The 24445-nt window shown below is 75.0% G+C and carries 29 protein-coding genes; 18 read left to right on the top strand and 11 right to left on the bottom strand.

Annotation, left to right across the window (positions count from 1 at the left end; genetic code table 11):
* Positions 1–1053, top strand: a 1053-nt coding sequence (locus tag ACFV4N_RS14290; protein ID WP_499672952.1) for an MFS transporter, incomplete at its 5' end; no start/stop codon positions are given.
* Positions 1054–1101: 48 nt separating this feature from the next.
* On the opposite strand, the gene ACFV4N_RS14285 is transcribed toward ACFV4N_RS14290, so the two are convergent.
* On the bottom strand, positions 1102–2283 hold the full coding sequence (locus ACFV4N_RS14285; RefSeq protein WP_499672951.1) for a PLP-dependent cysteine synthase family protein: 1182 nt from the start codon (positions 2281–2283) through the stop codon (positions 1102–1104).
* Between the two features lie 52 nt (positions 2284–2335).
* On the opposite strand from ACFV4N_RS14285, the gene rnhA reads away from it, so the two are divergent.
* Positions 2336–2824, top strand: coding sequence for a ribonuclease HI (gene rnhA, locus ACFV4N_RS14280; protein WP_499672950.1), 489 nt, complete (start codon positions 2336–2338; stop codon positions 2822–2824).
* 96 nt (positions 2825–2920) lie between these two features.
* On the opposite strand, the gene ACFV4N_RS14275 is transcribed toward rnhA, so the two are convergent.
* Positions 2921–4051, bottom strand: a complete 1131-nt coding sequence (locus tag ACFV4N_RS14275) for an aminotransferase-like domain-containing protein (RefSeq protein WP_499672949.1) — start codon at positions 4049–4051, stop codon at positions 2921–2923.
* Between the two features lie 102 nt (positions 4052–4153).
* Here ACFV4N_RS14275 and ACFV4N_RS14270 point away from each other — a divergent pair, with 102 nt between their 5' ends.
* The 5 genes from ACFV4N_RS14270 (at position 4154) to ACFV4N_RS14250 (ending at position 7885) form a co-directional block, all read left to right on the top strand.
* A complete protein-coding gene (locus ACFV4N_RS14270; RefSeq protein ID WP_499672948.1) occupies positions 4154–5080 on the top strand; it encodes a sigma-70 family RNA polymerase sigma factor in 927 nt (308 codons plus the stop codon).
* A 22-nt stretch (positions 5081–5102) separates the two neighbouring features.
* Positions 5103–5843: an alpha/beta fold hydrolase gene (locus tag ACFV4N_RS14265; RefSeq protein ID WP_499672947.1), complete on the top strand. Its 741-nt coding sequence runs from the start codon at positions 5103–5105 to the stop codon at positions 5841–5843.
* 33 nt (positions 5844–5876) lie between these two features.
* Positions 5877–6182: an ArsR/SmtB family transcription factor gene (locus ACFV4N_RS14260; RefSeq protein ID WP_499672946.1), complete on the top strand. Its 306-nt coding sequence runs from the start codon at positions 5877–5879 to the stop codon at positions 6180–6182.
* Complete coding sequence (locus ACFV4N_RS14255; protein ID WP_499672945.1) at positions 6182–7072, top strand: SRPBCC family protein; 891 nt, start codon at positions 6182–6184, stop codon at positions 7070–7072. Before ACFV4N_RS14260 ends, ACFV4N_RS14255 begins: the two co-directional genes overlap by 1 nt.
* 102 nt (positions 7073–7174) lie before the next feature.
* On the top strand, positions 7175–7885 hold the full coding sequence (locus ACFV4N_RS14250; RefSeq protein ID WP_499672944.1) for a S1 family peptidase: 711 nt from the start codon (positions 7175–7177) through the stop codon (positions 7883–7885).
* Between the two features lie 144 nt (positions 7886–8029).
* Here ACFV4N_RS14250 and ACFV4N_RS14245 read toward each other — a convergent pair whose 3' ends face one another.
* Positions 8030–8410, bottom strand: coding sequence for a winged helix-turn-helix transcriptional regulator (locus tag ACFV4N_RS14245; RefSeq protein WP_499672943.1), 381 nt, complete (start codon positions 8408–8410; stop codon positions 8030–8032).
* A gap of 48 nt (positions 8411–8458) precedes the next feature.
* Between ACFV4N_RS14245 and ACFV4N_RS14240 the strand changes: the two genes are divergently transcribed.
* The 5 genes from ACFV4N_RS14240 (at position 8459) to ACFV4N_RS14220 (ending at position 10698) form a co-directional block, all read left to right on the top strand.
* A complete protein-coding gene (locus ACFV4N_RS14240) occupies positions 8459–9253 on the top strand; it encodes an SDR family NAD(P)-dependent oxidoreductase (protein ID WP_499672942.1) in 795 nt (264 codons plus the stop codon).
* Positions 9254–9350: 97 nt separating this feature from the next.
* The gene (locus tag ACFV4N_RS14235; protein WP_499672941.1) at positions 9351–9764 is read left to right on the top strand and encodes a VOC family protein; all 414 of its coding nucleotides are present in this window, start codon (positions 9351–9353) and stop codon (positions 9762–9764) included.
* Positions 9765–9825: 61 nt separating this feature from the next.
* A complete protein-coding gene (locus ACFV4N_RS14230; RefSeq protein WP_499672940.1) occupies positions 9826–10269 on the top strand; it encodes a DUF309 domain-containing protein in 444 nt (147 codons plus the stop codon).
* A gap of 4 nt (positions 10270–10273) precedes the next feature.
* Positions 10274–10426, top strand: a complete 153-nt coding sequence (locus tag ACFV4N_RS14225; RefSeq protein WP_499672939.1) for a hypothetical protein — start codon at positions 10274–10276, stop codon at positions 10424–10426.
* 92 nt (positions 10427–10518) lie between these two features.
* On the top strand, positions 10519–10698 hold the full coding sequence (locus ACFV4N_RS14220) for a hypothetical protein (RefSeq protein WP_499672938.1): 180 nt from the start codon (positions 10519–10521) through the stop codon (positions 10696–10698).
* 48 nt (positions 10699–10746) lie between these two features.
* Here the strand turns inward: ACFV4N_RS14220 and ACFV4N_RS14215 are convergent, their stop codons facing one another.
* Both ACFV4N_RS14215 and ACFV4N_RS14210 read right to left on the bottom strand, forming a co-directional pair.
* Positions 10747–10983, bottom strand: a complete 237-nt coding sequence (locus ACFV4N_RS14215) for a hypothetical protein (protein ID WP_499672937.1) — start codon at positions 10981–10983, stop codon at positions 10747–10749.
* A 130-nt stretch (positions 10984–11113) separates the two neighbouring features.
* Positions 11114–12433 carry a helix-turn-helix domain-containing protein gene (locus ACFV4N_RS14210; RefSeq protein ID WP_499672936.1) on the bottom strand — a complete coding sequence of 440 codons (1320 nt, stop codon included), beginning with the start codon at positions 12431–12433 and terminating at the stop codon, positions 11114–11116.
* Positions 12434–12606: 173 nt separating this feature from the next.
* Between ACFV4N_RS14210 and ACFV4N_RS14205 the strand changes: the two genes are divergently transcribed.
* A complete protein-coding gene (locus tag ACFV4N_RS14205) occupies positions 12607–13368 on the top strand; it encodes an EI24 domain-containing protein (protein ID WP_499672935.1) in 762 nt (253 codons plus the stop codon).
* On the opposite strand, the gene ACFV4N_RS14200 is transcribed toward ACFV4N_RS14205, so the two are convergent.
* The gene (locus tag ACFV4N_RS14200) at positions 13361–15301 is read right to left on the bottom strand and encodes a beta-propeller domain-containing protein (protein WP_499672934.1); all 1941 of its coding nucleotides are present in this window, start codon (positions 15299–15301) and stop codon (positions 13361–13363) included. The genes ACFV4N_RS14205 and ACFV4N_RS14200 overlap by 8 nt on opposite strands.
* A gap of 161 nt (positions 15302–15462) precedes the next feature.
* Between ACFV4N_RS14200 and ACFV4N_RS14195 the strand changes: the two genes are divergently transcribed.
* The 4 genes from ACFV4N_RS14195 (at position 15463) to ACFV4N_RS14180 (ending at position 18328) form a co-directional block, all read left to right on the top strand.
* Entirely contained in the window at positions 15463–15837 is a 375-nt protein-coding gene (locus ACFV4N_RS14195) for an FKBP-type peptidyl-prolyl cis-trans isomerase (protein ID WP_499672933.1), read from the top strand.
* Positions 15838–15944: 107 nt separating this feature from the next.
* Complete coding sequence (locus ACFV4N_RS14190) at positions 15945–16784, top strand: hypothetical protein (protein WP_499672932.1); 840 nt, start codon at positions 15945–15947, stop codon at positions 16782–16784.
* A 215-nt stretch (positions 16785–16999) separates the two neighbouring features.
* Positions 17000–17584 (top strand): DNA-binding protein, encoded by a 585-nt coding sequence (locus ACFV4N_RS14185; protein ID WP_499672931.1) that lies wholly within the window; start codon positions 17000–17002, stop codon positions 17582–17584.
* 87 nt (positions 17585–17671) lie between these two features.
* Positions 17672–18328, top strand: a complete 657-nt coding sequence (locus tag ACFV4N_RS14180; RefSeq protein ID WP_499672930.1) for an RES family NAD+ phosphorylase — start codon at positions 17672–17674, stop codon at positions 18326–18328.
* A gap of 28 nt (positions 18329–18356) precedes the next feature.
* Here the strand turns inward: ACFV4N_RS14180 and ACFV4N_RS14175 are convergent, their stop codons facing one another.
* The 5 genes from ACFV4N_RS14175 to ACFV4N_RS14155 form a co-directional block, all read right to left on the bottom strand.
* Positions 18357–18911 (bottom strand): GNAT family N-acetyltransferase, encoded by a 555-nt coding sequence (locus tag ACFV4N_RS14175; RefSeq protein ID WP_499672929.1) that lies wholly within the window; start codon positions 18909–18911, stop codon positions 18357–18359.
* 46 nt (positions 18912–18957) lie between these two features.
* On the bottom strand, positions 18958–19551 hold the full coding sequence (locus tag ACFV4N_RS14170) for a hypothetical protein (RefSeq protein WP_499672928.1): 594 nt from the start codon (positions 19549–19551) through the stop codon (positions 18958–18960).
* A 68-nt stretch (positions 19552–19619) separates the two neighbouring features.
* A complete protein-coding gene (locus tag ACFV4N_RS14165) occupies positions 19620–20300 on the bottom strand; it encodes a Crp/Fnr family transcriptional regulator (protein WP_499672927.1) in 681 nt (226 codons plus the stop codon).
* Positions 20301–20369: 69 nt separating this feature from the next.
* A complete protein-coding gene (locus ACFV4N_RS14160) occupies positions 20370–22277 on the bottom strand; it encodes a S9 family peptidase (protein ID WP_499672926.1) in 1908 nt (635 codons plus the stop codon).
* Positions 22278–22340: 63 nt separating this feature from the next.
* Positions 22341–23354, bottom strand: coding sequence for a TerC family protein (locus tag ACFV4N_RS14155; RefSeq protein WP_499672925.1), 1014 nt, complete (start codon positions 23352–23354; stop codon positions 22341–22343).
* A gap of 319 nt (positions 23355–23673) precedes the next feature.
* On the opposite strand from ACFV4N_RS14155, the gene ACFV4N_RS14150 reads away from it, so the two are divergent.
* The coding region (locus ACFV4N_RS14150) for an alpha/beta hydrolase (protein WP_499672924.1) at positions 23674–24445 on the top strand (772 nt) is incomplete at its 3' end.

Raw genomic sequence — 24445 nt, 5'->3', positions numbered from 1 at the left:
GTCCTCGCCGGCGCCGCCGTGGCCACCGCGACCGGCCAGTCCCTGCTCGCGGCGGCGTTCGACGGCGCGGCCCGCACCCGCGTGTTCGGCGCGCTCGGCACCGCCCTGGGCGCGGGGTTGGCCTTCGGGCCGACGATCTCGGGTTTCCTGGTCGAGGCGGTGGGCTGGCGGGCGGTGTTCGGCGTGCCCGCCGCGCTCGCGGCCCTCGCGCTGCTGCTGTGCCCGGTCCTGCCCGTCGGGCCGGGCACCGGTCGCGGTGACGTCGACTGGCTCGGCGGCGCCCTGTTCACGGTCGGCCTCGGCGCGCTGATCTGGGTGTCCGTCGAGGCGCCCGCGCTCGGCGCCACCCACCCCGCGGTGCTCGCGGCGGCGGTGGGCGTGGTCGTGAGCGCCGCCTGGTTCGCCCGGGTCGAGCGCCGCCGGTCCGCCCCGGTGTTCGACCTGGCGCTCCTGCGCGACCGGTCCTTCCTGGGCTACTCGCTGGTGGCGGCGGCCCTGATGGGCCTGCTCGTCCCGCTGCTGGTGTACCTGCCGTCGTACCTCATCGACGTGGTCGGGCTCGACCCGGCGCGGGCCGGGCTGTGGATGCTCGTGCTCACCGTCCCGTCCGTCCTGTTGCCCGGCGCGGGCGCGGCCGTCGCCCGGCGGTCACCGCGCCTGCTGGCGACCGGCGCGGTCCTGCTGGCCTCCGCGGGGGCGGTCTCGCTGGTCGCCATCGGGCCGGCGGGCCCGCCGTGGCTGCCGCTGCTGCTGGTCGGCGCGGGGGTGGGCCTCACCACCGGCGTGGTCGACGGGCTGGCGGTCTCCAGCGCGCCGGCCGACCGGGCGGGCACGGCCGCGGGCCTGTTCAACACGGCGCGCCTCGCCACCGAGACGGTCGCGCTGGCCGGCGTCGGCTCGGTGCTGACGTCGCTGAGCGGCGGGCACCTGGCCGGGGACGGCTTCACCGGCGCGTTGCGGGTCGTGGTCGTCGTGCTGGGCTGCTGCGGTGTCGTGGCGGCGGTGGGCGCGAACGCGTTGCTGCGGCGCGGTGCGGCGGTGCCGCGGCGGTGACCCGGTCCGGGCCGCCCGGTCCCCCGGGCGGCCCGGACGCCCTCGCGCTCAGGCCCCGCGCCCCCACTCCCCGGTGCGGGTGAACCGCTCCAGCGCCGCCGCGGGACCCGTGATGTCCCAACCGTTGCGGGACACCCACGCGTCGTCGTAGTAGGTGTCCGCGTACGGCTCGCCCGAGTCGCCCACCACCATCACCACCGAACCCCGCTCCCCCGCCTCGCGCATCCGGTGCAGGAGGTGGCAGGCGCCCCACAGGCAGGCCCCGGCGGACGGTCCCGCGCGGAGGCCGGCGACCGCGGCGAGCCGGCGCATCCCGGCGACGGAGGCCGCGTCGGGCACCGGGATCACCAGGTCCACCACCGAGGCGTCGAAGGCCGGTTCCAGCCGCGGCCTGCCGATGCCCTCGATCCGGGACGGCATCCCGGTGGCGTAGTCGGGGCAGTCGGTCGCCCAGCCCGGGAAGTACGCGGAGCCCTCCGGGTCGACCACCGCCAGCCGCGTCGGGAGGCCGCGGCGGCGGAGGTGGCGGCCGACCAGCCGCGAACTCGCCCCGGTGCCGACGCCGAGCACCACCCACCGGGGGTGGACGGCGTCCACGACCTCGGCCGCCAGGCCCGGCGCGAACGACGGCGAGTCCACCGCGCCCGCGAGGTTCGCCAGGTGGTCGAGGTGGTGGCCGCCGGTGTCGGCCGCCAGTTCCCGGGCCCGCTCGTACACGGCCAGGGGCGGGTCCACGGGGTGCGTCCGGCCGCCGTGCGCCTCGATGCGGTCGAGCTTGGCCCGGCCGGTCCGGCCCGGGACCACGGCGGTGAACGGCAGGCCCAGCAGCCGGGCGAAGTGCGCCTCGGCCACGGCGGTGTTGCCGCTCGCGGCGTCGACGAGCGGGGTGCGCTCGCCGACCAGGCCGCGGGACAGGGCGTCGAGCAGCAGGGCCCGCGCGAAACCGTGCTTGAGGCTGCCGGTGGGTCGCGCGGACTCGTCCTTGAGCAGGAGGGTGACCGGCCAGTCGTCCGGCAGCGGGAAGCGGCGCAGCGGGGTCGCCGCCTCGGCCGCCCGGTCCGCGGTCAGCGCGGCGATCGCGCCCCGCACCCAGCCGTCCCCGCCCGAACCCGTCATGGCCCCACCCTGCCCGGGTCGCCGGCGGGTCGCGGCGGGTTTCGCCGACAGCGCACCACCTCGACCGTCGACGCCCGCGCGGGCGACGGCGCCCGGGTCGGCGGTGGTGAGCACCGGGGCCTCCGCCGCGCCGTCGAGCGGATCTCCCGGTCGGTATGTTCGTCGCGTGGAACAGGTGGTCGAGATCTACACCGACGGCGCGTGCAGCGGGAACCCCGGTCCGGGCGGGTGGGGCGCGGTGCTGCGGTACGGGGCGCACGAGCGGGACCTGTTCGGGGGCGAATCGTCGGCCACCACCAACAACCGGATGGAGCTGATGGCGCCGATCCGGGCCCTGGAGACGCTGAAGCGGCCGTCCGCGGTGCGGATCTACACCGACAGCACGTACGTGCGCAACGGCGTGCTGTCGTGGCTGGCCAAGTGGAAGGCCAACGGGTGGCTCACGGCCGGGCGGCAGCCGGTCAAGAACGTCGACCTGTGGCAGCGGCTGGACGCCGCCGCCGCGCGGCACCGGGTCGAGTGGCACTGGGTGAAGGGCCACTCGGGGCACCCGGAGAACGAGCGCGCGGACCGGCTGGCGGTGCGGGGCGTCCGCGCGGCGGCGGAGTCGGACCTGTCGGCCGACGTGGTGCACGACGTCGGCCGGACGGGCTGACCGGACCGGCTCGCGGCCGGGTGCGCGACCACCGGGGCGGGCGCCCGCGCGGCGCCACCGGCCGGACCGCGCGACCCGCGCGGTCCGGCCGTGCGGTCAGAACACCGTCGCGAGCCTGCGCATCCCCTCGGCGATCTCCTCGGGCGTGTTGGTGGTGAACGACAGCCGCAGGGTCGAGCGGTCCGGGGTGGTGGCGTGGAACGGCGCGCCCGGCACGAACGCCACGTCCCGCGCGAGCGCCTCGTGCACCAGCAGCCCGGTGTCCACCTCGCCGGGGAGCGCCAGCCACACGAACATCCCGCCGTCCGGGTCGGTCCACCGCGTGCCGCCCGGGACGGTGCCCGGCAGGGCCGCGATCATCGCGTCCCGCCGCTCCCGGTAGGCCGCGCGCAGGCGGTCGACGTGCGCGTCGAGGTCGTTCGCCTTCAGGTACGCCGCCGCGGCGGCCTGGTCGATGGTGGAGGTGTGCAGGTCCGCCGCCTGCTTCACGATCACCAGCGTGCGCATGATCGACTCGGGCGCGCGCAGCCAGCCCAGCCGCAGGCCGGGCGCGCCGACCTTGGAGAAGCTGCCGAGGTGGATCACGCGGTCGCTGAACGTCGCCAGCGCGGGCACGGGCTCGCCCCGGTAGCGCAGCTCGCCGTACGGGTCGTCCTCGACGACCCACAGGCCGTGCCGCTCGGCCAGGTCCGCGACCGCGCGCCGCCGCGCCACGTCCAGCGTGCGGCCGGTCGGGTTGGCGAACGTCGGCACCAGGTACAGCAGCTCGGGCCGCTCGCGCTCGACCACCTCGGCCAGCGCGTCGGGGTCGACGCCGCGCTCGTCGGACGCGACGGGCACCAGCCGGGCGCCCGCGAGCTGGAAGCACTGGAGCGCCGCCAGGTAGGTGGGCTCCTCGACGGCGACCACCGCGCCCGGCTCCAGCAGGGCGGTCACCACCAGGGTCAGCGCCTGCTGCGAGCCCGTGGTGACGAGCAGGTCGGCGATCCCGGTGGGCAGGCCGCGGCGGCCGAGCCGGTCGGCGACCAGGGCGCGCAGGTCGGGGTCGCCCTCGGTGGGCGCGTACTGGAGGGAGCGCCGGGACACGGCCTGGGTGAACGCGTCGCGCAAACCCTCGACGTCGAACAGCTCGGGCGCGGGCAGGCCGCCCGCGAACGAGATCACCTCGGGGCGGGACGTGAGCGCGAGCAGGTCGCGGACGGGAGAGCTGGAGAAGGTGCGCGGCATGGGAGTCCTCGCGAAGTCGTCGAACGGGGCGAACGCGGTCGTGCCACGCGTGGGGGTCGCACCGGGGGTCGAGGGCGCCTGCCGCGAGTCTACCTTGGCGCGGTGGAACTCGAGGCGCACCGAGTCGAGCTGACCGGCTACTGCTACCGCATGCTGGGCGGGCCGTTCGAGGCCGAGGACGCCGTGCAGGAGACGTTCGTGCGGGCCTGGCGGGCCACCTACGACCCGGCTCGCGGCACGCTCCGGGCGTGGCTGTACGCGATCGCCACGAACGTGTGCCTGGACATGCTGCGCAGCGCGCAGCGGCGGGCCGTGGCGATGGACCTGACCTCGCCCGCGGCGCCGGGTTCGCCGCTGGGCGAGCCGCTGCCCGCGTCGGCGTGGGTGCAGCCGGTCCCGGACGAGCGGGTGCTGCCCGCCGACCGGGTCGCCGAGGACCGCGAGACCGTGCGCCTGGCGTTCGTGGCCGCGCTCCAGCACCTGCCGCCGAGGCAGCGGGCCGTGCTGATCCTGCGCGAGGTGCTGTGCTGGAGCGCGGCCGAGGTGGCGCGGCTGCTCGACACCACGGTCGCGTCGGTGAACAGCGCGTTGCAGCGGGCCCGCGCCACCATCGCCGACCGCAGGCCGGAGCCGCTGGGCCCGGTCGACGAGGACCTGCTGGAGCGGTACGCGGCGGCGTTCGAGCGGCACGACGTGCCGGCGCTGGTGTCCCTGCTGCACGAGGACGCCACGATGACCATGCCGCCGTTCACGTGGTGGCTGCGCGGGCGGGACGACATCGCGGCGGCGCTGTCCTTCGGCGGCAGCGGCTGCGAGACCGCGCGGCTGGTGCGGACGCGGGCGAACGGCGTGCCCGCGTTCGGCCAGTACCGACCGGACGAGCGGGGCGGGTACCGGGCGTTCGCGCTGGTGCTGGTGGAGTTCTCGGGCGGCCTGGAGGTGGGGTCGACCACCTGCCTCGGCGACGAGCTGTTCGAGTTCTTCGGCCTGCCGATGAGTTTGCCCGCCGACTCCCGTAGCAGGGGGTGAGGACCTTTCAGGGAGGAACGCGATGTACGACGACGTGAACGGGGTGCGCACGTGGCACGAGGTGCGCGGCGAGGGCGAGCCGGTGGTGCTGCTGCACGGCGGGTTCAGCGACTCGCGGGAGTTCGGGCCGGGCCTGGCGCGGCTGGCCGACCGGTTCCGCGTGCACACCGTCGACCGGCGCGGCCACGGGCGCACGCCCGACGTGCCGGGGCCGGTGGGCCTGGACGTGCTCGCGGGTGACCTGGCGGCGTTCCTGGAGCAGGTGGTCGGCGGGCCGGCGCACCTGGTCGGCTACAGCGCGGGCGGCGTGGTGGCGCTCGGCCTGGCGCAGCGGCGGCCGGACCTGGTGCGCAAGCTGGTGGTGCTGAACACCGCGTTCGCCAAGGGGGGCTGGGTGTTCCTGCCGCAGCCGGGCGGCGAGCTGCCCACCGAGCTGGCCGACCGGTACGCGGAGGTGTCGCCGGACGGGCGCGACCACCTGCCGGTGGTGGTGGAGAAGTACGCGCGGGCGGCGCACTCGGACGAGGTGGTGGACCTCGCCGCGATCACCGCGCCGACCCTCGTGCTGGGCAGCGACGACGACATCGTGCACCTGGAGCACACCGTGGAGATGTACCGGGGCGTCGCGGACGCGCAGCTCGCGGTGCTGCCGGGCACGTCGCACCTGATGCCGTTCGAGCGGCCGGAGCTGTGCGCGTCGCTGGTCGCGGAGTTCCTGACCACCGAGCCCCGACCGCTGATGCCGGTCAACCGCGCGGGTTGACACCCTATATTCCGTAACGGCTATATTCCTGGCATGGCATCTACGTTCGCCGTGCTCGCCGACCCGCAGCGGCGTCGCATCCTCGACGCGCTGCGGGACGGCGAGCGCCCGGTCAACGACCTGGTCGACGGGCTCGCGGTGAGCCAGCCGACCGTGTCCAAGCACCTGAAGGTGCTGCGCGAGGCGGGGCTGGTCGAGGTGCGCCGGGACGCGCAGCGGCGGCTCTACCGGCTGCGGCCGGAGCCGCTGGCCGAGGTCGACGCCTGGCTCGCGCCCTACCGGCGGATGTGGGAACGGAGCCTGGACGCGTTGGAACGCCGACTGGACGGGATGGGCTGATGGGGACCGAACGGCGACGAGCCGGGCTGGAGCGGATCGGGGGCAAGCCCGTGCTGCGCTTCGAGCGGGTGCTGTCCCACCCGCCCGCCAAGGTGTGGCGGGCGATCAGCGAGCCGGGCGAGCTGGCGCACTGGTTCCCGGCCGGGGTGGCGATCGACGGGCGGCGCCTGACGTTCTCCTTCCCCGACCAGGTCACCGGGGGCGAGGTGCTGGAGTGGGACCCGCCGAGGGTGTTCGCGTTCCGGTGGGAGGCCGACGTGCTGCGGTTCGAGCTGCTGCCGCACGAGCGCGGCTGCCTGCTGGTGTTCACGCACGTGCTGGCCGACGAGCTCGGCGCCGCCCGCAACGCCGCCGGGTGGGACACGTGCCTGGCCGCGCTCGGGGCGCGGCTCGACGGGCGGCCGGCCGAGGGAGGCGGCGACGTGCTCGGCCCGATGGAGCGCTACGCGCGCGAGTTCGGCCTGGACGGGGGCCGCTTCGAGGACGGCGTGGTGCGGTTCGCCCGCGACCTGGTCTGGCGCCCGCTGGACGAGCTGTGGGCGCTGCTGACCGAGGGCGAGGACGGCGTCCCGGTGCGCGCCACCAACCCGCACGTGCCCGCCGGCCCGCTCGTCGAGCGCACGCCGCCGCGCGTGCTGGCGTACGACTCGCCCACCGGCCGGGTGCGGTGGGAGTTCCACGCCCACCCCGAGCACGGGACCCGGGTCGAGCTGACGCACGAGCCGGCCGACCCGGCGTTCGCGCCGCTGGCGCTGGCCGCGTGGCACGCGCACCTGGAGCTGTTCTTCGCCGCCGCCCTCGGCGAGGTGCGCTGCCCGTGGCCGGCGGAGCGGGTGGCGGAACTGGTCGAGCGCTACGGCGGCCGAACGCCCGCTCCGCCCGCGTTATGACTGTTTCGATATATCCCTCTACGCCCGATCGAGTGGTACGAATTCCGTGACCCAAGACACCCCTGTGCGCGAGAAATCGCGTGTCTTCGGAAACGAGGAACCTTGCGAATTCCCAGGCTGATCCCTGCGCTCGCAGCCGCGTTGCTCTCCCTGCTGACCCTGGCGCCCAACGGCTCGGCCGCGCCGGCCCCGGGGGGCGAGGTCACGCCGTACATCATCGGCGGCGGCTACGCGAGCAACGCCCCGTGGGCGGCCCGGCTGTTCTCCAACGGCCGGCAGACGTGCAGCGCGACCATCATCGCGCCGACGTGGATCCTCACCGCCAAGCACTGCGTGACCGGTGGCGGGCTGTCGTTCCGCATCGGCAGCCTCGACCAGAACAGCGGCGGCACGGTGGCCAACGGCGTGCAGACCTACAACCACTCGTCGGACCTGTCGCTGGTGCGGCTGGACCGCTCGGTCTCCGCGACCTACGCCCGGCTCGGCGCGGCCGGCTCGGTCACCGTCGGCCAGTCCGTGCAGGTGTACGGCTGGGGCGCCACGTCCCAGTGCGGCTCGGAGATCAACTGCCAGTCGCAGTACCTGAAGGTCGCCAACGTGACGGTGACCGGCGGGTGCACCGACGCCTACGGCGGCTCGGCCATCTGCGCCCGGCGCGGCGACGGCATCACGGCGGGCGGCGACTCCGGTGGCCCGATGATGGCCGGCGGCGCGCAGGTCGGCGTCGCCTCCACCAGCGACCGGCAGACCACCACCGCGTACACCAACGTGACGCGGTACCGGTCGTGGATCCAGTCGATCGCCGGGGTCTGATCCCGGTGGTCGGCGGGTGGCCGGGTCCCCGAACCCGGTGACCCGCCAGGCCCGCCCGCTCGACCGGGGACCGCTCCGGTCGTGCGGGCGGGCCGTTCCGCGTATCCGGTCCACTGAGGACCGCGTCAAATCCTTTGTGGACCTTCAGACGCGCGTGGCGCTGTCGTAGCGCGCCCGCGCGGCCCGGATCTCGTCCTCGTGCTCCAGCGCCCACCTGCCGAGCGGCACCACGTGGCGCAGCAGCGAGCGACCCAGGTCCGTCGCCCCGTACTCCACGCCGGCGGCCCGGCCCGGCCGCACCTCGCGGCGCACCAGGCCGTCCCGTTCGAGCTGCCGCAGGGCGCGGGTGAGGATGCGGCGGCTCAGGTCGTGCACCGCGCGGTCCAGCTCGTTGAAGCCGTACGGGCGCTCGGCCAGCAGCGCGAGCAGCAGCACGCTCCACTTGTCGCCCACCCTGGCCAGCAGCTCGCCCGCGGAGCAGGCCGCGCGGTCGGCGGCCGTGACCGGCGCCGGTACCAGTGACATGGATGTGCCTTCTTCCGCCTCGCCGGGACGCGTACCAGGCTCCAGGCTATGGCGAACGTGGTGATCACCGGTGGCACGAACGGCATCGGGAGGGCGCTGGCGAAACGGCTGGCGGCCGAGGGGGACCGGGTGGTCGTGGTCGGCCGGTCGGCGGACGCCCCGGCGGGCGCGGAGCTGGTGCGCGGCGACCTGACCACGGTGGCGGGCACGACCGCGGTGGCCGAGGAGGTGGCCGCGCGGTTCGACGTGCTCGACCACCTGGTGCTCGGCGCGGGCTGGTTCAACCGGCGGCGGTCGGTCACGCCCGACGGGCTGGAGCGCGGCTTCGCCCTGCTCGTGATGAGCCGGTACCTGCTCGTCGAGCGGCTGCTGCCGGCGCTGGACGCGGCGGGGACCCCCGTTGTGGTGCACCTGTGCGGCGTGGCCGGGCTGCGCGGCGCCGGCGTCCGGTGGGACGACCTGGCGCTGGAGCGGGGGTACAGCGCCTTCGGCGCCACGCTCCAGGCCGCGCGGGCCGTCGACCTGCTCGGTGCGGGGTTCGCCGATCGGCACCCGGGCAGCGCGGTGCGGTACGTGCTGCACAACCCGATGCTGGTGGACACCGGGCTGGGCAGGCAGGTCGGCGGCCCGCTGGGCAGGCTGACCGACCTGTCGGCGCGGCTGTTCGGCCGGACGCCGGAGCAGGCGGCGGAGCAGGTGCGCGGTTTCCTGGCGAACCCGCCGGCCGCGCCGCTGACCGCGTCCCGGGCGGGCAAGCCGGTCGACCTGCGCAGGCCGGAGTTCGACCGGGAGTCCGCCGCGCGGCTTTACCGCGTGCTGGCCGGGATCACGGCGGACCGGTGAACGAGTGCCGACACGGGCGCGGAACTCGTCGAGCTGTCACCGGATCGATCAGATCTCGAGAAGCCCGGCCCCGCCCCGGCCGCCTAGGTTCGCGGTCATGAGGATCACCGTTTCCCACACCTTCCTCCAGGTCCAGGACCAGGACGAGGCGCTGGCCTTCTACCGCGACGTGCTCGGCATGGAGGTGCGCACCGACGTGCGGATGGACGAGGGCTACCGCTGGCTGAGCGTCGGCCCGGCCGACCAGCCGGAGTTGCAGGTCGTGCTGGAGGACCCCGCCATGGGCCGGCCCGCGGACGACGCGATCTCGCTCAAGGAGCTGCTGGCCAAGGGCTCGCTCGGCGCGCTGATCTTCCGGGTGGACGACTGCGACGCGACGTTCGAGGAGGTGCGCGCGGCCGGTGCGGAGGTGATGCAGGAGCCGGTGGACCAGGCATACGGGGTGCGCGACTGCGCGTTCCGCGACCCGTCGGGCAACCAGCTGCGGTTCGCCGGGCCGATCAAGGGCTGACCCGCGCCGGCACCGGCCGCCTCGCCGCCCGCGCCGGCCGGGTTCGTGCCACGATCAAGGCATGTCGACCAGTTCCCGTGACCGCGACGAGCAGGGCCGGGCCCGCAACGCGCGACCGCGTGACGGGCTCGGTCGCCCGCTGCCCTACGGCGAGCCGGGCGTGGAGCGCCAACCCGAGGGGGTGCCGCGCGCGCCCGGGGAGGCGCTGGCCGAGGCCCAGCGGTTGCTCGACACCGGGCGCCCGTTCCACGCCCACGAGGTGCTGGAGGACGCGTGGAAGGCCGCGCCGGAACCCGAGCGCGAGCTGTGGCGCGGCCTGGCGCAGCTGGCCGTCGGTGTGACGCACGCCGCGCGCGGCAACCGATCCGGCGCGGTGGCGCTGCTGAGCCGGGGCGCCCGCAGCATCGAGCCGTACCGCGACGACCCGCCGCACGGGGTGGACGTGGCCGGGCTGGTGGCCTGGGCCGCGTCCGGCGCGGGCGTGCCGCGGCTGACCGGGGGCTGACGACGTGATCACCAGGCCGTGCCGGCAGGGCGACCGCGAGGCGGTCGGCGACGTCTGCGCGCGCACCGCCGACGCGGGCGGCGACTCGCGGCACCCGGACCCGGTGCGGCTGCCGCACCACCCGGAGCGGGTGGTCGTGCCGATCCCGGCCCGCTGACCCACCTCGGGCCGGAGATTGGTCCGAATGCCCGCTTCGGCGAGCGCGCGGCCGGGTAATTCGGGGTCGACAACTCACCCCGGGAGGCTCCAGTGCTTGCGATCATCGCCGCGGTCATCTTCGGGCTGGCTCTCCTGCTGGACCTCGCCGGCGCCTCGCTCGGCGTGCTGGACAGCGGCGCGCTGCTCTTCGCCGGCCTGCTCTGCGTGGCCCTGCACCTGGCGGGCGTGGGCGCCGGCGCGCGTTCCCTCAGCTTCCGCCGACGCCGCTGACCCGCGGTCGGAGGGCCCCGGACCGCACCGGTCCGGGGCCCTCCCGCGTCAGTCCCCGCCCGTCGGCGCGCCGACCAGCAGGCACGCCACGCAGGGCACGCCGTCCGGTTCGGGCAGCAGCTCGGCCGCGCTCACGTCGATCCGCTCGCCGCACAGCGCCACCAGCGCCGACCGGGTGCCGTCCGGCAGCGGCACGAGGTGGCAGCTGCGCGCCCGGTCGTCGGCCGGGCCGCCGCGCCTGCGCACGAGGAGCAAGGGCTCCTCGGCCCGCTGAGAGCCGTTCACGCCAGCACCAACTCCCTCGCCGTCGCGGGACCAGCGTCGGTCACGTCGCCATCCTGGGGTGGCGGGAGGGCCGCGCCCCAGCGCCGATGCCGAATCGGAGCCGCCGTATGCGGCAGACGCATATGCGCGGTCAGCCGACGCCCCTGGCCAGCTCGGCGACCTCCGGCGCGCCCTCCCACTGGCCCAACCGGCCCAGCTCCCGCAGCACCAGCGCGGACCGGGTGGCGCGGGCCGCGTCCAGCGCGGCGTACCCCAGCGACGCGGCCACCTCGACGTCGCCCGCCATGGCGTGGGCGTGGGCGCGCTTGGCCGAGTGCATCCCCTGCTCCCACACGCACATCCGCCGCCACAGCCGCTGCTGGACCTCCTCGTAGACCTCGATCGCGCGACCGGCCTCGCCCAGCTCCAGCCAGCACGCCGCGCGTTCCACCTCGACGTGGTCGGCGGTGAAGCAGTAGCCGATGCGGTACTCGTCGCCGGTGTGCGCCTCGCCCCGCGCGTACTCGGCGGCGGCCCGGTCGAGGCGGTCCATGCACGACTGGTCGCCCGCCAGCGCCAGGCCGCGCGCCTCCTGGCCCAGCGAGATCGCCCGCACCACGGGGCTCAGCCCCCGCGCGCGGGACGCGGCGCGGGCCAGGCCCAGCACGCGGTCCACGTCGCCCTCCGCCTCGGCCAGCCGGGACAGGCTCACGTGGGCGTGGGCGACCGCGTCCCGGTCGTCGGCGGCCTGCCCCAGCTCCAGCGCGCGCCACGTCCACCGGCTCGCGCCGCGCGGGTCGCCGCTCTCCGCGTGCAGCCAGCCGAGGAGCTCGGCGTACGCGGAGGCGATGACCAGCAGCTCGCGGCGCTGCCCGCCGCGCGCCGAGCGGCGCAGCGCGTCGACGAAGTCGTGCATCGCGCGCGCGGTCGGGATCAGCGGCCCGGACCCGCGCCGGTCGTGCGCCTCGTTGAGCACGCGGCGCAGGACCATGAGCCTGCTCAGCGCGTCCGGGGTCAGCGGCCCGCCGGCCACGGCCGCGCCGGTCAGCGCCATCAGCGCGTCGACGTCCACGCCGACCAGCCCGTCGAGCGCGTCGGCGAACCCCGGCGGGACCTGACCCGGGCGCCGGGCGCCCGGCGCCGGTCCCCCGTCGGCGAGGCCCAGCAGGTGGGCGGGGATGCCCAGCAGGCGCTGGAGGGGGCGCAGCACGCGCAGGTCGAAGGCGATGTTGCTGCCGGACTCCAGCCGGGAGACCGCCGACTGGGAGAACCCGGCGAGCGCGCCCAGCTCGTCCTGGCGCAACCCGTGCGCGCGCCGGGCCGCCGCCACCACGGCTCCCGGCGCCTGGTCGCGGACCGCCTCCTGGACCTCGCGGCTCTCCCACAGCGACGGCGGCAGCGGCGGCAGCGGTCCCGCGGGGTGCGCCGGGGCGGGGCGGCCGGCGGCCGGGCCGGTGCGGTCCAGTGGCATGGTCAACCCCTCCCACGACAGACCCCGAATCCTGGCACCGCTCCCGGGTCCGGAAAACCGCCGTTGCGGGGTCTGCCCGACCCGCCGCGCGCCGCCCGCGGTGGGGCACCGCACACCGGGGGTTGCGTCCGGAACGTCCCGCCGGTTCGGCGCGCGCGGCTATGCTCCCGCCCGTGATCAGGGTGCTGCGGGACTTCTCGACCGGTGTCGGACTGTTCGGCCAGGGGTTCGGGCTGGTGGTCCGGTCGCCGAAGCTGCTGCTCATCGGCGCGGTCCCGGCGCTGATCACCACGGTGCTGCTGATCGGCGGCCTGGTGGGGCTCGCGGTGTGGGTCGACGAGATCGCCGCCTGGCTCACGCCGTTCGCCGACGAGTGGGGCGAGACGCTGCGCGCGGTCACCAGGTTCGTCGCCGGGTTCGGCGTCATCGGCGCGTTCGTGGCCGTGGGGCTGCTGCTGTTCACCGCCATCACGCTGATCATCGGCGGCCCCTTCTACGAGCACATCGCGGAGACGATCGAGGACGAGCACCTCGGCGGCGTGCCCGAGGCCGAGAGGGTGACGTGGCTGCGGTCGGCCGCCGTCGGCGCGCGGGACGCGGTGCTGCTGGTGGGCCTGGCCGTGCTGTGCGCGGTGCCGCTGTTCCTCGCCGGGTTCATCCCGGTGCTGGGGCAGACGGTGGTGCCGGTGCTGGCGGTGTGCGTGAACGCGACGCTGCTCGCCATCGAGCTGACCGCGATCCCGTTCACCCGCCGCGGCCTGGACCTCAAGGTGCGCAGGCAGGTGCTGCGCAAGCGGCGGGCGGTCACGCTCGGCTTCGCCGTGCCCGCCTACCTGCTGTGCCTGATCCCGTTGGCAGCCCTGGTGGTGCTGCCCGCGGCGATGGCGGGCGGCACCGTGCTGGCGCACCGCCTGCTGCACGACCAGCTCAGGTGAACGGCACCCACGCCCGCTGAGCCAGGTCCGCGAGGCCGGAGACCTGCGCGCCCGCCGCGGACACCGCCCACAGCTCGTCGCCGATCACCAGCGCCCGCCGCGGGCCCGCGTCGTGCTCGAACCCCGGGCCGCGGACCGTGCCGAGTTCGGTGAACCCGGCCTCGCCCAGCCGCAGCACCAGCAGGCCGGCGGTCCGCCCGTCCGCCACGGGCACGACCACCAGGTCCTCCCAGAGCAGGAACGCGTGCGGGTCGAACTCGACCTCCGAGTGCGCGCCCGGCAGGTGGTGGCCCGCGACCTTGGCGGGCGCGGCCGGGTCCGACACGTCGAACAGCGACACCTGCGTGCCGGTGGTCCGCCCCTGCCCGGTGGCCTCCTGGCCGACGCCGATCAGCCGCCCGTCGCCCGCCGGGTGCAGGTAGGCCGAGTAGCCGGTGATCTTCAACTCGCCGACGCGGCGCGGGTTCGCGGGGTCGGACAGGTCGAGCGTGTAAAGCGGGTCGACCTGCCGGAAGGTGACCACGTAGCCCACGGGTCCGGCGAACCGGACGCTGTAGATCCGCTCGCCCACGCCGAGGCCGTCGAGCTTGCCGACCTGCCTGAGCACCTTGCCCTCGCGCCTGAGCACGGTCACCGAGCTCTGCGTGCGGACCTCCCGCGGCGCGGAGTTTCGGGCCTCCGGAACGCCGGCGGCGTCGGAGGTGGTGGTGGCCACCCGCAGGTGCCCGTCGTGCTCGGACAGCGCGTACTGGTTGAGCAGCGCGCCGGGCACCTCGCCGGAGGCCACGTGCTCCGGCGGGCCCGGCCGGGAGGTGTCGAACCGGTGGACCACCGTGGTGGGGACGTCGGTGGACCCGGTGCGCGACCGGGGCCGCAGCCGGTGGTCGTCGGCCACGTACAGGGACGTTCCGGTGCCGTAGACGGTGTCGCCGTCGGCGGTGATCGCGACCGCGTCGCCGGAGCCGAGCGCGCCCGGGAAGTCGAAGGTCAGCACGGACAGCACGGAGGTCGCCGGGCGCCCCACCGGGTGGCCGATCCGGTCGCAGGCCACCAGCGGGCCCTCCGCGCGCGACCCGTCGGCGCCGGTCAGCTCGTAGCGCGGCAACCACGCCTCGATCGGCGCGCTCGCCGCGACCTCCCTGTTCTCGGCCAGCGCCCGCGCCACGCCGCGGCCGTCCGTCGGGTGCACCCACGGCAGGCGCGGCGCGGAGTGCACGACCACGCGCACCACGTCGCCGGTCTGCCGGGCGTCGACGAACCGGCCGGTGACGGTCAGCGTGCCCAGCGCGCGGGGCTCGCCCGCGAGGTCGACCAGCGTGATCGAGGCGCCTCCCCCGGCGGGAGCCTCGTCCGCGACGCCCCGCCTCGGCACCGCCGGCGCCGACGCGGCCACCACCAGCGCCCGGTCGCCGTGCAGCAGCAGCCGGGAGGCGTGACCGCCGGGCAGGTCCAGCGTGCCGGTGACCCGCCGGCCGGCGGCGTCGACCACGCGCAGCGTGCCGTCCGCCACCGTGACGACGCGCTCGCCGTCGGTCTTGGCCAGGTCCGGCTCGTCCACGCCGGCCTCGTGGGCGTTGGTGCTCGAGTGCCCCGCGCCGCCGGGCCGCTCGGCGGCGGAAGCGGTTTCCCGCCGCCCCGCGACCGGCGGGGTGGCGCCGGCCCGGGAGTCGAGGGCTACCTCGCCGTCGGCATGGGTGCGAGAACCGTTGTCCCCCAAGCCGTACGGGCCGACGTGGGGCGCGATCGCGCGGCGCAGCCCGGCCAGCGCGGTGTCGCACGTGTCGAACGCCACCAGGTCGACCGGCACCGCCTCGACCGGCGGCGCGGGCCGCGACCGCTCCGCGACGGGCACGGCCGAGGCCGCGCTCACCGCCACCACCAGTGCGCCGCCGCCGAGCAGGGCGAGCCGTCCGGGCCAGGACCTCCGCGTCATGACCCCAGGACGGGACGGGGCGGCGGAACGGTTGCGCGGCGGGCGGCGGAACGGTCGCGCGGCGGCCGGCGGGCCGGTCTGCCGGGCTCCCGACGACGTGATTGAGTAGTCGCCGACCGCCGCCGACCGGTGGCGGCGCGCAGAGCACAGGGAGAGCGACAATGGCCCCGAGCAAGCCCGTGGTGGAGCCGTACGAGGGCCCGGCGCCCGCCGACCTGGTGGTCGAGGACATCGAGGTCGGCGACGGGCCCGAGGCGCAGGCCGGCCAGCTCGTGCACGTGCACTACGTCGGCGTGGCGCACTCGACCGGTGAGCAGTTCGACGCCTCCTGGGACCGCGGCGAGGCGTTCACGTTCCCGCTGGGCGGCGGCCGCGTCATCGCGGGCTGGGACCGCGGCGTGGAGGGCATGAAGGTCGGCGGCCGGCGCAAGCTCGTCATCCCGGCGCACCTGGGTTACGGCGACCGCGGCGCGGGCGGCGTGATCAAGCCGGGCGAGACGCTGATCTTCGTGGTGGACCTGCTCGGGGTGAACTAGGTCCCCCGGCCCCGGTCCGCGGGTCCGCCGACTCGACCCCCCGGCGGTGCCCCGGCCGTTAAGATCGGGGCTCCGCGTCCGGGGGGAGCCGAGAGGGTGTTCTTCGCATGAGCCAGCCAGGTCAGCCGGCCACACCGCTGTCCGAGGAGGAGCAGACCCGGCTCATCAAGCACCTCGGCCGCGCCATGCTCCCCGTGCTGCCGCAGGGCTGGCAGCGGGTGCGGGCGGAGTACCGGGCGGCCGGGCGGCACATCGAGGTGGACCTGGCGTTCGCGGGACCGGACGGCCAGTGGCGACCGGTGCGGCCGCCGATGGACGTGGTGCAGCTGTTCGGCCGGCTGCGCGCCGGGATGCACCAGCCGGACCGGGGCACGTGGTTGAGCGCGGTGTACGAGATCGAGGCGCCGGCGGCGTTCTCGGTGGACTTCAACGCCGACGAGGAGCCGCGCTGGCGCAACGCGCCGCCGGTGATCGGTTTCCAGGACGAGCTGCGCGCGTTCCCCCGGCAGGACGACCGGATCCCGGACTGGCTGCGGCAGCGGGTGGGCCTGCCGCCGCTGCCGAAGCCCGCGCCCGAGGGCGGGCTGCGCACCGCGCACGTCTACGACGGGCGCGACGAGGCGGGCCGCCCGGTGGTCAACCGGCAGGTGATCGACCAGCGGCTGGGCGAGGCGCTGCTGGCGTACCTGGAGGGCGCGCCCGTGGTGCTGGCCGCGCGGAACTTCGACGTGGACGAGTTCGTGCCGGGCGAGCAGGACGTGCCGCTGAACTTCCGCACCGACGGCACCTGGATCTGGGCCGGCGCGGTGCCGCACTACCTGCGCAAGCACGGCCTGCCGCCGGAGCCGGACCTGGTCGAGCACATCGTGTCGCGCGGGTTCCGGCTGGGCGAGGTGGACGAGGCCACGAAGGACCGCGCGGTCGCCCTGATCACCGGCGGCTCCTGAGCCGAGGCCCGCCCCGGGGGCTCCCACGACGTGCCCCCACTTCCACCGGCAGTTGCCCGCCGCACCCGCGATTCAGCGGTCGGGTGAGGCCCAGATCACCGTGCTCGGACATCTTTGCTTACGTAGTGTTGTGTGTTGTGCGCGCAGAGTTCCGACCTTCGAACATTCGAGTTATCTCCCCGCACAGAAGCGCACGCTCGGGATACCCTGTGCGCATGAGTACCGCTCTGGCATCGGTCTTGGCGAAGGCAGGTCTCCAGGTCACCCCCGACGAGTTCCTGACGCTCGTCGCCGATGCCGCCAAGCGGCTGGCCCCGCCGCACCCCGACCCGGCGAGCTACTTCCCGCCCGACCAGCGCGACGCGCTGCTGGACGTGGGCCTCGACCTCGGCTCCCACCGCATCGCCGACGACCAGGCGCGGGCGCGGACCGTGGTGGCGCACGCCGTGCTGCGCGACTCGGCCCTGACCGTCGCCGAGGCCGCCCGGCAACTGGGCGTGGACACCAGCCGCGTGCGCCACCGGCTCGGCGTGGGCAGGCTGGTGGGCTGGAAGGACCGGGGCAGCTGGCGGCTGCCCGCGTGGCAGTTCGCGGGCGCGGGTGTGCTGCCCGGCCTGGAGGTCGTGCTGGCCGCGGTGCCCGCCGACCAGCCCGCGCTGGTCGTGGCCGGGTTCATGACGACCGAGCAGGAGGACCTGCCGGTGGACGGCTCGCCCACCACGCCGCGCGAGTGGCTGCTGGCGGGCGGGGACCCGCGCCGGGTGGCGGCGCTGGTCGCGCAACTGGGCACGCCCGCCTGACCGGACACCACCCCGCCGACCCGACGCCGCCCGGCCCACCCCGGCCGCTCCCCACGTCCCCCACGCCCCCGAGAACACTGGACGCAGATGTCACGGCTCCCCCAGCCGCCCTCCCCGGCTGTGCTCCAGGCGAGCCTGCGCCGCACCGAGGACGTGGTGGCTGTGCACCGCGCCACCCGCCTGGTGCGCGTCTTCGCCGCCAAGGGCCTCCACCCGCAGCGCTGGAACAGCTTCCGCTACACCGGCCCGCTGCCCCACGCCCGCTTCGACACCCAGCCCCCGAACCCGGACGGCTCGTTCACGCACGCCCACGACCAGGGCGTCATGTACTTCGGCCTGTCCGTGCGCACCTCCGTCGCCGAGGTGTTCCAGGCGACCTCCGTGGTGGACCGGCGCACGCGCAGCCCGTTCATGGTGGTGCTGCGCCCCCGCCGCACCCTGCGGCTGCTCGACCTGGCGGGCCTGTGGCCGACGCGGGTCGGCGCGTCGCAGGAGATCAGCTCCGGGCCCAAGCACCTGACGCAGCAGTGGGCCAGGGCGATCCGGGCGGCCCACCCCGAGCTGGACGGGCTGTGGTACCGGTCGTCGATGGACTCCGGCGCGCCCGCCGTGTGCCTGTGGGACCCGCCGGGCGGCACGGGGCTGCCCGCCTCGCCGGACGTGCTGCTGCCGCTGGAGCACCCCGGGCTGGACCTGCCGCTGGCGCGGGTGTGCGAGGAGCTGAACTACACGCTGCTCGGCTGAACCCGGGGACGCCCGGGGACCCGGGCCGCTACGCCCGGCTCGCCTGCCGGTTCCGGCGGGGCACGGGCAGGAACCGGCCGTAGCGGACCTCGGGCAGCCGCTGCTCGCCGCGGTGCACCGAACCGTCGTGCCGCCAGCCGTGGGCCTCGCAGAACGCCCGGCTGCGGGCGTGGTCCTGGAACACCCACAGGACCGCGTACCGGAACCCCTGGTCGAGCAGGTGCCGCAGGCCCGCCTCGTGCACCAGGTGGCCCGCGCCCGTGCCGTGGTAGCGGGGGTCGGCGTAGATCGCCACCAACTGGCCGGTGTGCAGGTCGGGGTGCGCGTCGGTGGTCGCCCGGACCTCGTCGACCGCGCAGTAGGCGCCGATCCGCCCGGTGCCGGGCTCGATCGCGACGAACACCCGGCTGGGTTCGGGCAACCGCAGCACCCTCGCCCACGCGGGCAGCCTGCTCTCCGGCACCATCCGGTCCAGCACCGGGTCGGCGACGATGCCCCGGTAGGAGTGCCGCCACGCCTCGACGTTGATCCGGGCGATCTCCGGCGCGTCGTCGGGCCGGGCGGCCCGCACGGTCCACTGCATCCGCCAGAGCCTGCCGCAAGCACCGCGCCGTTCGCCAGGTTTCGGGTCAACCGCGTCTCGGCGGGCCGGGGCAGAGGTAGCCCGCGTAGGACACGCCCTTGGTCCGGAACCTGGTGGCGCGGAACCGGGACGGGTCGAGGTCGTGGAAGCGGGTGCGCACCACGTCGTCGAACAGCCGTTCCGAGACCACGAGCACCAGGTCGGACCGGGTGGCGGCCAGTTCCTGGCGGGCGACCTTGGCGTCCAGCAGCCGGCAGGTGACGATGGGCGCGTCACCGACCAGGCCGAACTTCCCGGCGGTCAGCGTGCCGCAGTGCATCGCCACCCGCATCCGCAGCGGGGTGCCCGCGCGGCGCAGGTCGGCGAGGTTGGCGGCCAGCCGCTCGGTGAAGTGGGCGATCACCCAGGCGGTGTCGGCGTCGGCGGGCAGCACGGCCAGCTCGCCGTCGCCGCGCACCTGCCGGTACCAGTGGGAGCGGTCCAGTCCGGCGTCGTGGGCGGCCAGGTCCAGGACCTCGCCCAGCCTCGACTGCGCCAGGGACTGGTCCAGCGCGTCGAGCTTGCTGTACCCCTCGACGTCCACGGCGACCACGAGTCGGTAGACCAGGCCGTCGAGCGGGGGCATCGTGTCCAGCTTCACCCGTCGAGCATCGCGCCGACGGGCCGGCGGAAACAGGGCGATGACCGGGTTTCCTGTCGCCTGTCGGATCAGGAAGCCATCCCGCGCAGCACGGCCCGGTCCACCACGGTGATCACCCGGTAGCCCATGCTGATCACGCCTCGGTCCCGCAGGGCGCGCAGCTCGCGGCGCGCGGTGTCCTCCTCGACGCCGACCAGCGACCCCAGCTCGCCCTGCGTCAGGCCGAGCCGGAGGCTGACACCGCCGGGTCCGGGCCTGCCGTAGGCCTCGGCGAGGTGGTCCAGCACGCGGGCCAGCCGCACCGAGGCCGGGTAGCCGTTGAAGTCCACCCGGCGCTGCTGGTTCCAGCGCAGCGTGTTCATGATCATCCGGGTGAGGGCGAGGTTGGCGTCGGGGAACTCCGCGAGGTAGCGCTGGAACTGCGCGGCCGGCACGACCCGCGCCCGCGTGTCCAGGCACGCGGTCACCGTGGCCGAGCGCGGCTCGCCGCTCAGGAACGCCATCTCGCCGACCACGTCGCCGCCGACCTTGATGTTGAGCAGCGCGACGCGGCCGTTGTCGAGGGCCTGCGTCACCTTCACCAGCGCCTGGAGCAGCAGGACGACGTGGTCCGACCGGTCGCCCTCGCGCATCATCACCTCGCCGCGCCGGAAGGTCCTCGGCGTGCCGAGGCCGAGCAGCGCGGCGCGACCGGGCGGCGCGAGCGTGTCCAGGTAGGTGCCTGCGGGCCAGTTGGGCGGGACCGCCATCTCCGACTCCCTCCGCGGGAGACCCAGTGTGCCTCCCGCGGGGGAACCGACCCGGCTTTTCGGCCCGTTTCAGCCCAAGTGGCGCCCCCACCAGGCGAGCACGTGGTCGAAGCGCTGCACCCGGTGGCGCGGCTTGCCCGACCTGGTCAGCTCGTGGCCCTCGCCCGGGAAGATCAGCATCTCGGCCTCGACGCCGTTGCGGCGCAGCGCGACGAACAGCCGCTGGGCCTGCTCCAGCGGGCAGCGCCAGTCGTGCTCGGAGTGCGCCACCATGAACGGCACGGTGATCTTCCCGGCGTAGGTCAGGGGGCTCATCGCGCGGTGCGCCTCGGGGTCCGGCCCGCAGTACGCCTCGGTGAAGTACCAGCCGATGTCCGAGGAGCCGGAGAACGAGTCCCAGGCGTTGACGGCGCGCTCGCTCCACGCCGCGCGGAACCGCTCGCCGTGGTGCGCGGCCAGCCAGGTGGTCATGAAGCCGCCGTAGGAGCCGCCCATCACGCCGACGCGGTCGGCGTCGAGCTCCGGCCGCTCCAGGGCCAGGTCGAGCACCGCGAGGACGTCGGCCACGTCGACCGTGCCGAAGGCGCCGACGACCGCCTGGCCGTGCGACTGCCCGTACCCGGCGGAGCCGCGCGGGTTGGGCAGCACGACCGCGTACCCGGCCGCCGCGTACACCTGGGCCTCGTCGAAGAAGCCCCAGCCGTGGTACATGAACGGGCCGCCGTGCACGGCCAGCAGCACCGGGTGCGGGCCCTCGCCCTCGGGCAGCACGAGCCAGCCGTGCACCGGGTAGCCGTCGGGGGCGCTGCCGGTCAGCTCGACCGCCGGGCGCAGCGGCACGGCGGAGCCGAAGTCGGTCAGCGGGCCGCCGCCGACCAGCACGACCTCGCCGGTGTTGTCCGGGGTGCTCACCACAGCGACGGCGGTGTCGCCGTCGGCGTCGAAGGACCTGACCTCGCCGCGCTCGCCGGCCAGCAGCTCCAGCCGGTCCAGCGGCACGCCCTCGGCGTCCGCCGGCACCCGGCGCAGCTCGACCGCGCCCCGGTTGCGCACCGCCACGAGCACGCCGGAGCCGGTCACCACGGCCGGGCCGGCGCCCTTCTCGCAGTCGACGGTCTCGGTGTCGGTCATGCGCACCGGCTCGCCGCCGTCGAACCGCCACAGGCCGTGGTTGCGCGCGACGGCGTGCACGCCGGTGGTCTCGGTGCCGTAGAACAGCACGCCGCCGCCGGGCAGGGCGACCGGGCAGTGCGCCTGGCCCGCGGACCGGACCAGCAGCTCCGGCTCGCCACCCGTCGCGGGCACCGAGTACAGGTCGGTGTTGAGGGTCTCGACCGCGCCCAGGTCGCGCTCGGCCACGAACACCAGCCGCTCGCCGTCCGCGGTCCACGTCGGCTCGGCCACGCCGAACGAGCCGTCGGTCAGCTCCACCGGCACGGCGTCGACGTCCAGGGCGTCGACGGTGAACAGCCGCGGGCGGCGGTCGCCGACGAAGCCGATGTCGTCGAACCGGTAGTCGAGCCGGGTGATGTGGCGCGGCGCCTCGGCGTCCGGCTTCGGCGCCGCGTCCTCGCCCTCCAGGGGCTCGCCGTAGCGGCCGGCCTCGGGCACCCGCGAGGTGAACGCGATCCGCCGGGAGTCGGGCGCCCACGACGGGGCGCCCGCGCCCAGGCGCAGGTCGGTGAGCTTGCGGGCCTCGCCGCCGTCGGCGGGCATGACGTGCAGCTGGGGCGCCGCCCCGCGCTCGTCGACGCGCAGGAACGCGACCCAGCGCCCGTCCGGGGAGATCCGGGGGGCCAGGTCGCGTTCCGCCCACGTCCAGCGCCGGGGCCCGCTGCCGTCGAGCGGCACGCGGTGCAGCCCGCCCCGGTAGGCGTTCGCGGCGACGTCCGGTGTGGTGACGTTCACCAGGACCAGGTCGCCGCGGACCGTCACGGAGCCGGGCAGGTTCAGCTGCTGCAAGTCATCGGGGCGCACGTCCCAGGACGTTACCCCAAGGTTCTTTAGCAAGGCTCACGAGTTTTTGACGCTCACAGAACGTCACTTGCCGGAGTCGGACGACACCCCGACGTGCTTGGCCGCCTCCGGGTGCCGCTTGACCTTGACCAGGCTCGCGACCGTGGTGATGACCAGCACGCCGATGATGACCGACAGCGACACCTCGATGCCGACGGTCGGCACGTGCAGCGGCTCGCCGCCGTTGAGGAACGGCAGCGAGTTGGTGTGCAGCGCCTCCAGGATCAGCTTCACGCCGATGAAGCCCAGGATGACCGACAGGCCGATGGACAGGTAGATGAGCTTGTTCAGCAGGCCGCCGAGCAGGAAGTACAGCTGCCGCAGGCCCATCAGGGCGAACGCGTTGGCGGTGAAGACCAGGAACGGCTCCTTGGTCAGGCCGAAGATCGCCGGGATCGAGTCGAGGGCGAACAGCAGGTCGGTGGTGCCGATCGCGACGATGACGATGAACATCGGCGTGACGAACCGCTTGCCGTTGATCTTGACGAACGACTTGCCGTCCTGGTAGCCGTCGGTCACCGGGTAGACCTTGCGGACGATCCGGGTGGCGATGTTCTCCTTGTACTCCTCGCCCTCGTCGTCGTGGTTCGTGAACGCCAGCTTGTAGCCGGTGTAGATCAGGAACGCGCCGAAGAGGTAGAACACCCAGCTGAACTGCGCGATCACGGCCGCGCCGACGGCGATGAAGATGCCGCGCATGACCAGCGCCATCAGGATGCCGATCAGCAGCACCTTGTGCTGGTGGATCGCCGGCACCTTGAAGGTGCTCATGATGATCAAGAAGATGAACAGGTTGTCCACGCTGAGCGAGTACTCGGTGATGTAACCGGCGAAGAACTCGCCCGCCGGGGTGCCGCCCGCGAAGTACCAGACGCCCAGGCCGAACAGCACCGCGACGCCGATGTAGAAGGCCACCCACCGACCGGCCTCGCCGATCGTGACCTCGTGCGGTTTGCGGTCGACGATGAAGAGGTCGATCGCCAGCAGGACCAGCAGACCGGCGATCGTGGCGAACCACAGCCACACGGGAACAGACATCAGGACAACCCTCCGGTGCATAGCGCGCACGCCAATGACCGGAGGTCTCCTCCGCCGGCTGGACGTGATCGCCGACCGGTGGCACCGGGAACCCCGCGCCGGGTTCCGTGCTGACGACGCCACCGTGTAGGGAGTACTCCCCTCCACCTGCGGATAGTCTCACTCATAACCGTTGGTTCGCGCCACCCGGGGTGATCAGCGGCACCGCACTGCGTCGTGTTATAAGCCAGATTAGTCCGTTTTGCCGCCCGGCGTTCGCTGAGAGCCCGCGGCGGTGCTCACAGCCCGTTCTCAGCCAATCACACCTAAGGTCAACTGCGTGGCCCCCCTCAACCGCCTCCGCGGCAGGTGGTCGCTCCCCGCGCTGGTCCTCGTGGTAGCCCTGGTGGGCGCCACCGTGGTCTGGACGCGCCAGGGAGACGAACCACCCCCGGTGAGCACCCGCGACGCGGTGATCGACGTGCCGGAAAGCCCCGGCAGCGACCGCACCGTGCAGATCGACACCACCCTGTACCTCCCCGAGCGCACCCCCGCGCCCGCCGTCCTGCTCCCCCACGGCTTCGGCGGCAGCAAGGCGAGCGTCGCCGCGCAGGCGACCGAGCTGGCGCAGCGGGGGTTCGTCGTGCTGGCCTGGTCGGCGCGCGGCTTCGGCCGCAGCACCGGGCAGATCGCGCTGAACTCGCTGGACCACGAGGTCGCGGACGCCCGGAAGCTGCTCGACTGGCTGGCCAGCCGGGAGGAGGTCGAGCGCGACGGCGGCGGCGACCCCCGGGTCGGCGTGACCGGCGGCTCGTACGGCGGCGCGCTCGCGCTGTCGCTGGCGGGCGTGGACCCGCGCGTGGACACCATCGCGCCGGTGATCACCTACAACGACCTCGCCCAGGCGCTGCTGCCGAACTCGGCGCGCGCCGACGGCGTGGACGCCTCGACCGCGGCGCCCGGCGCGTTCGCCGCCAACGGCGTGTTCAAGCGCTCGTGGGCCGGGATCTTCTTCTCCGCGGGCCTGTCCGGCGCCGACGCCGCCAACCCCGGCCAGGAGGCGAGCGAACCCGGCCAGGACGATGACGACGACCAGGGCCTGGGCGGCGCGG

This window comes from Actinosynnema sp. NPDC059797 (assembly GCF_042732085.1).
In the GTDB taxonomy this organism is placed as follows: Bacteria; Actinomycetota; Actinomycetes; order Mycobacteriales; family Pseudonocardiaceae; genus Actinosynnema.
Note: the sequence above shows the minus strand (reverse complement) of the source record. Positions and strands in the feature narration are given on the sequence as shown.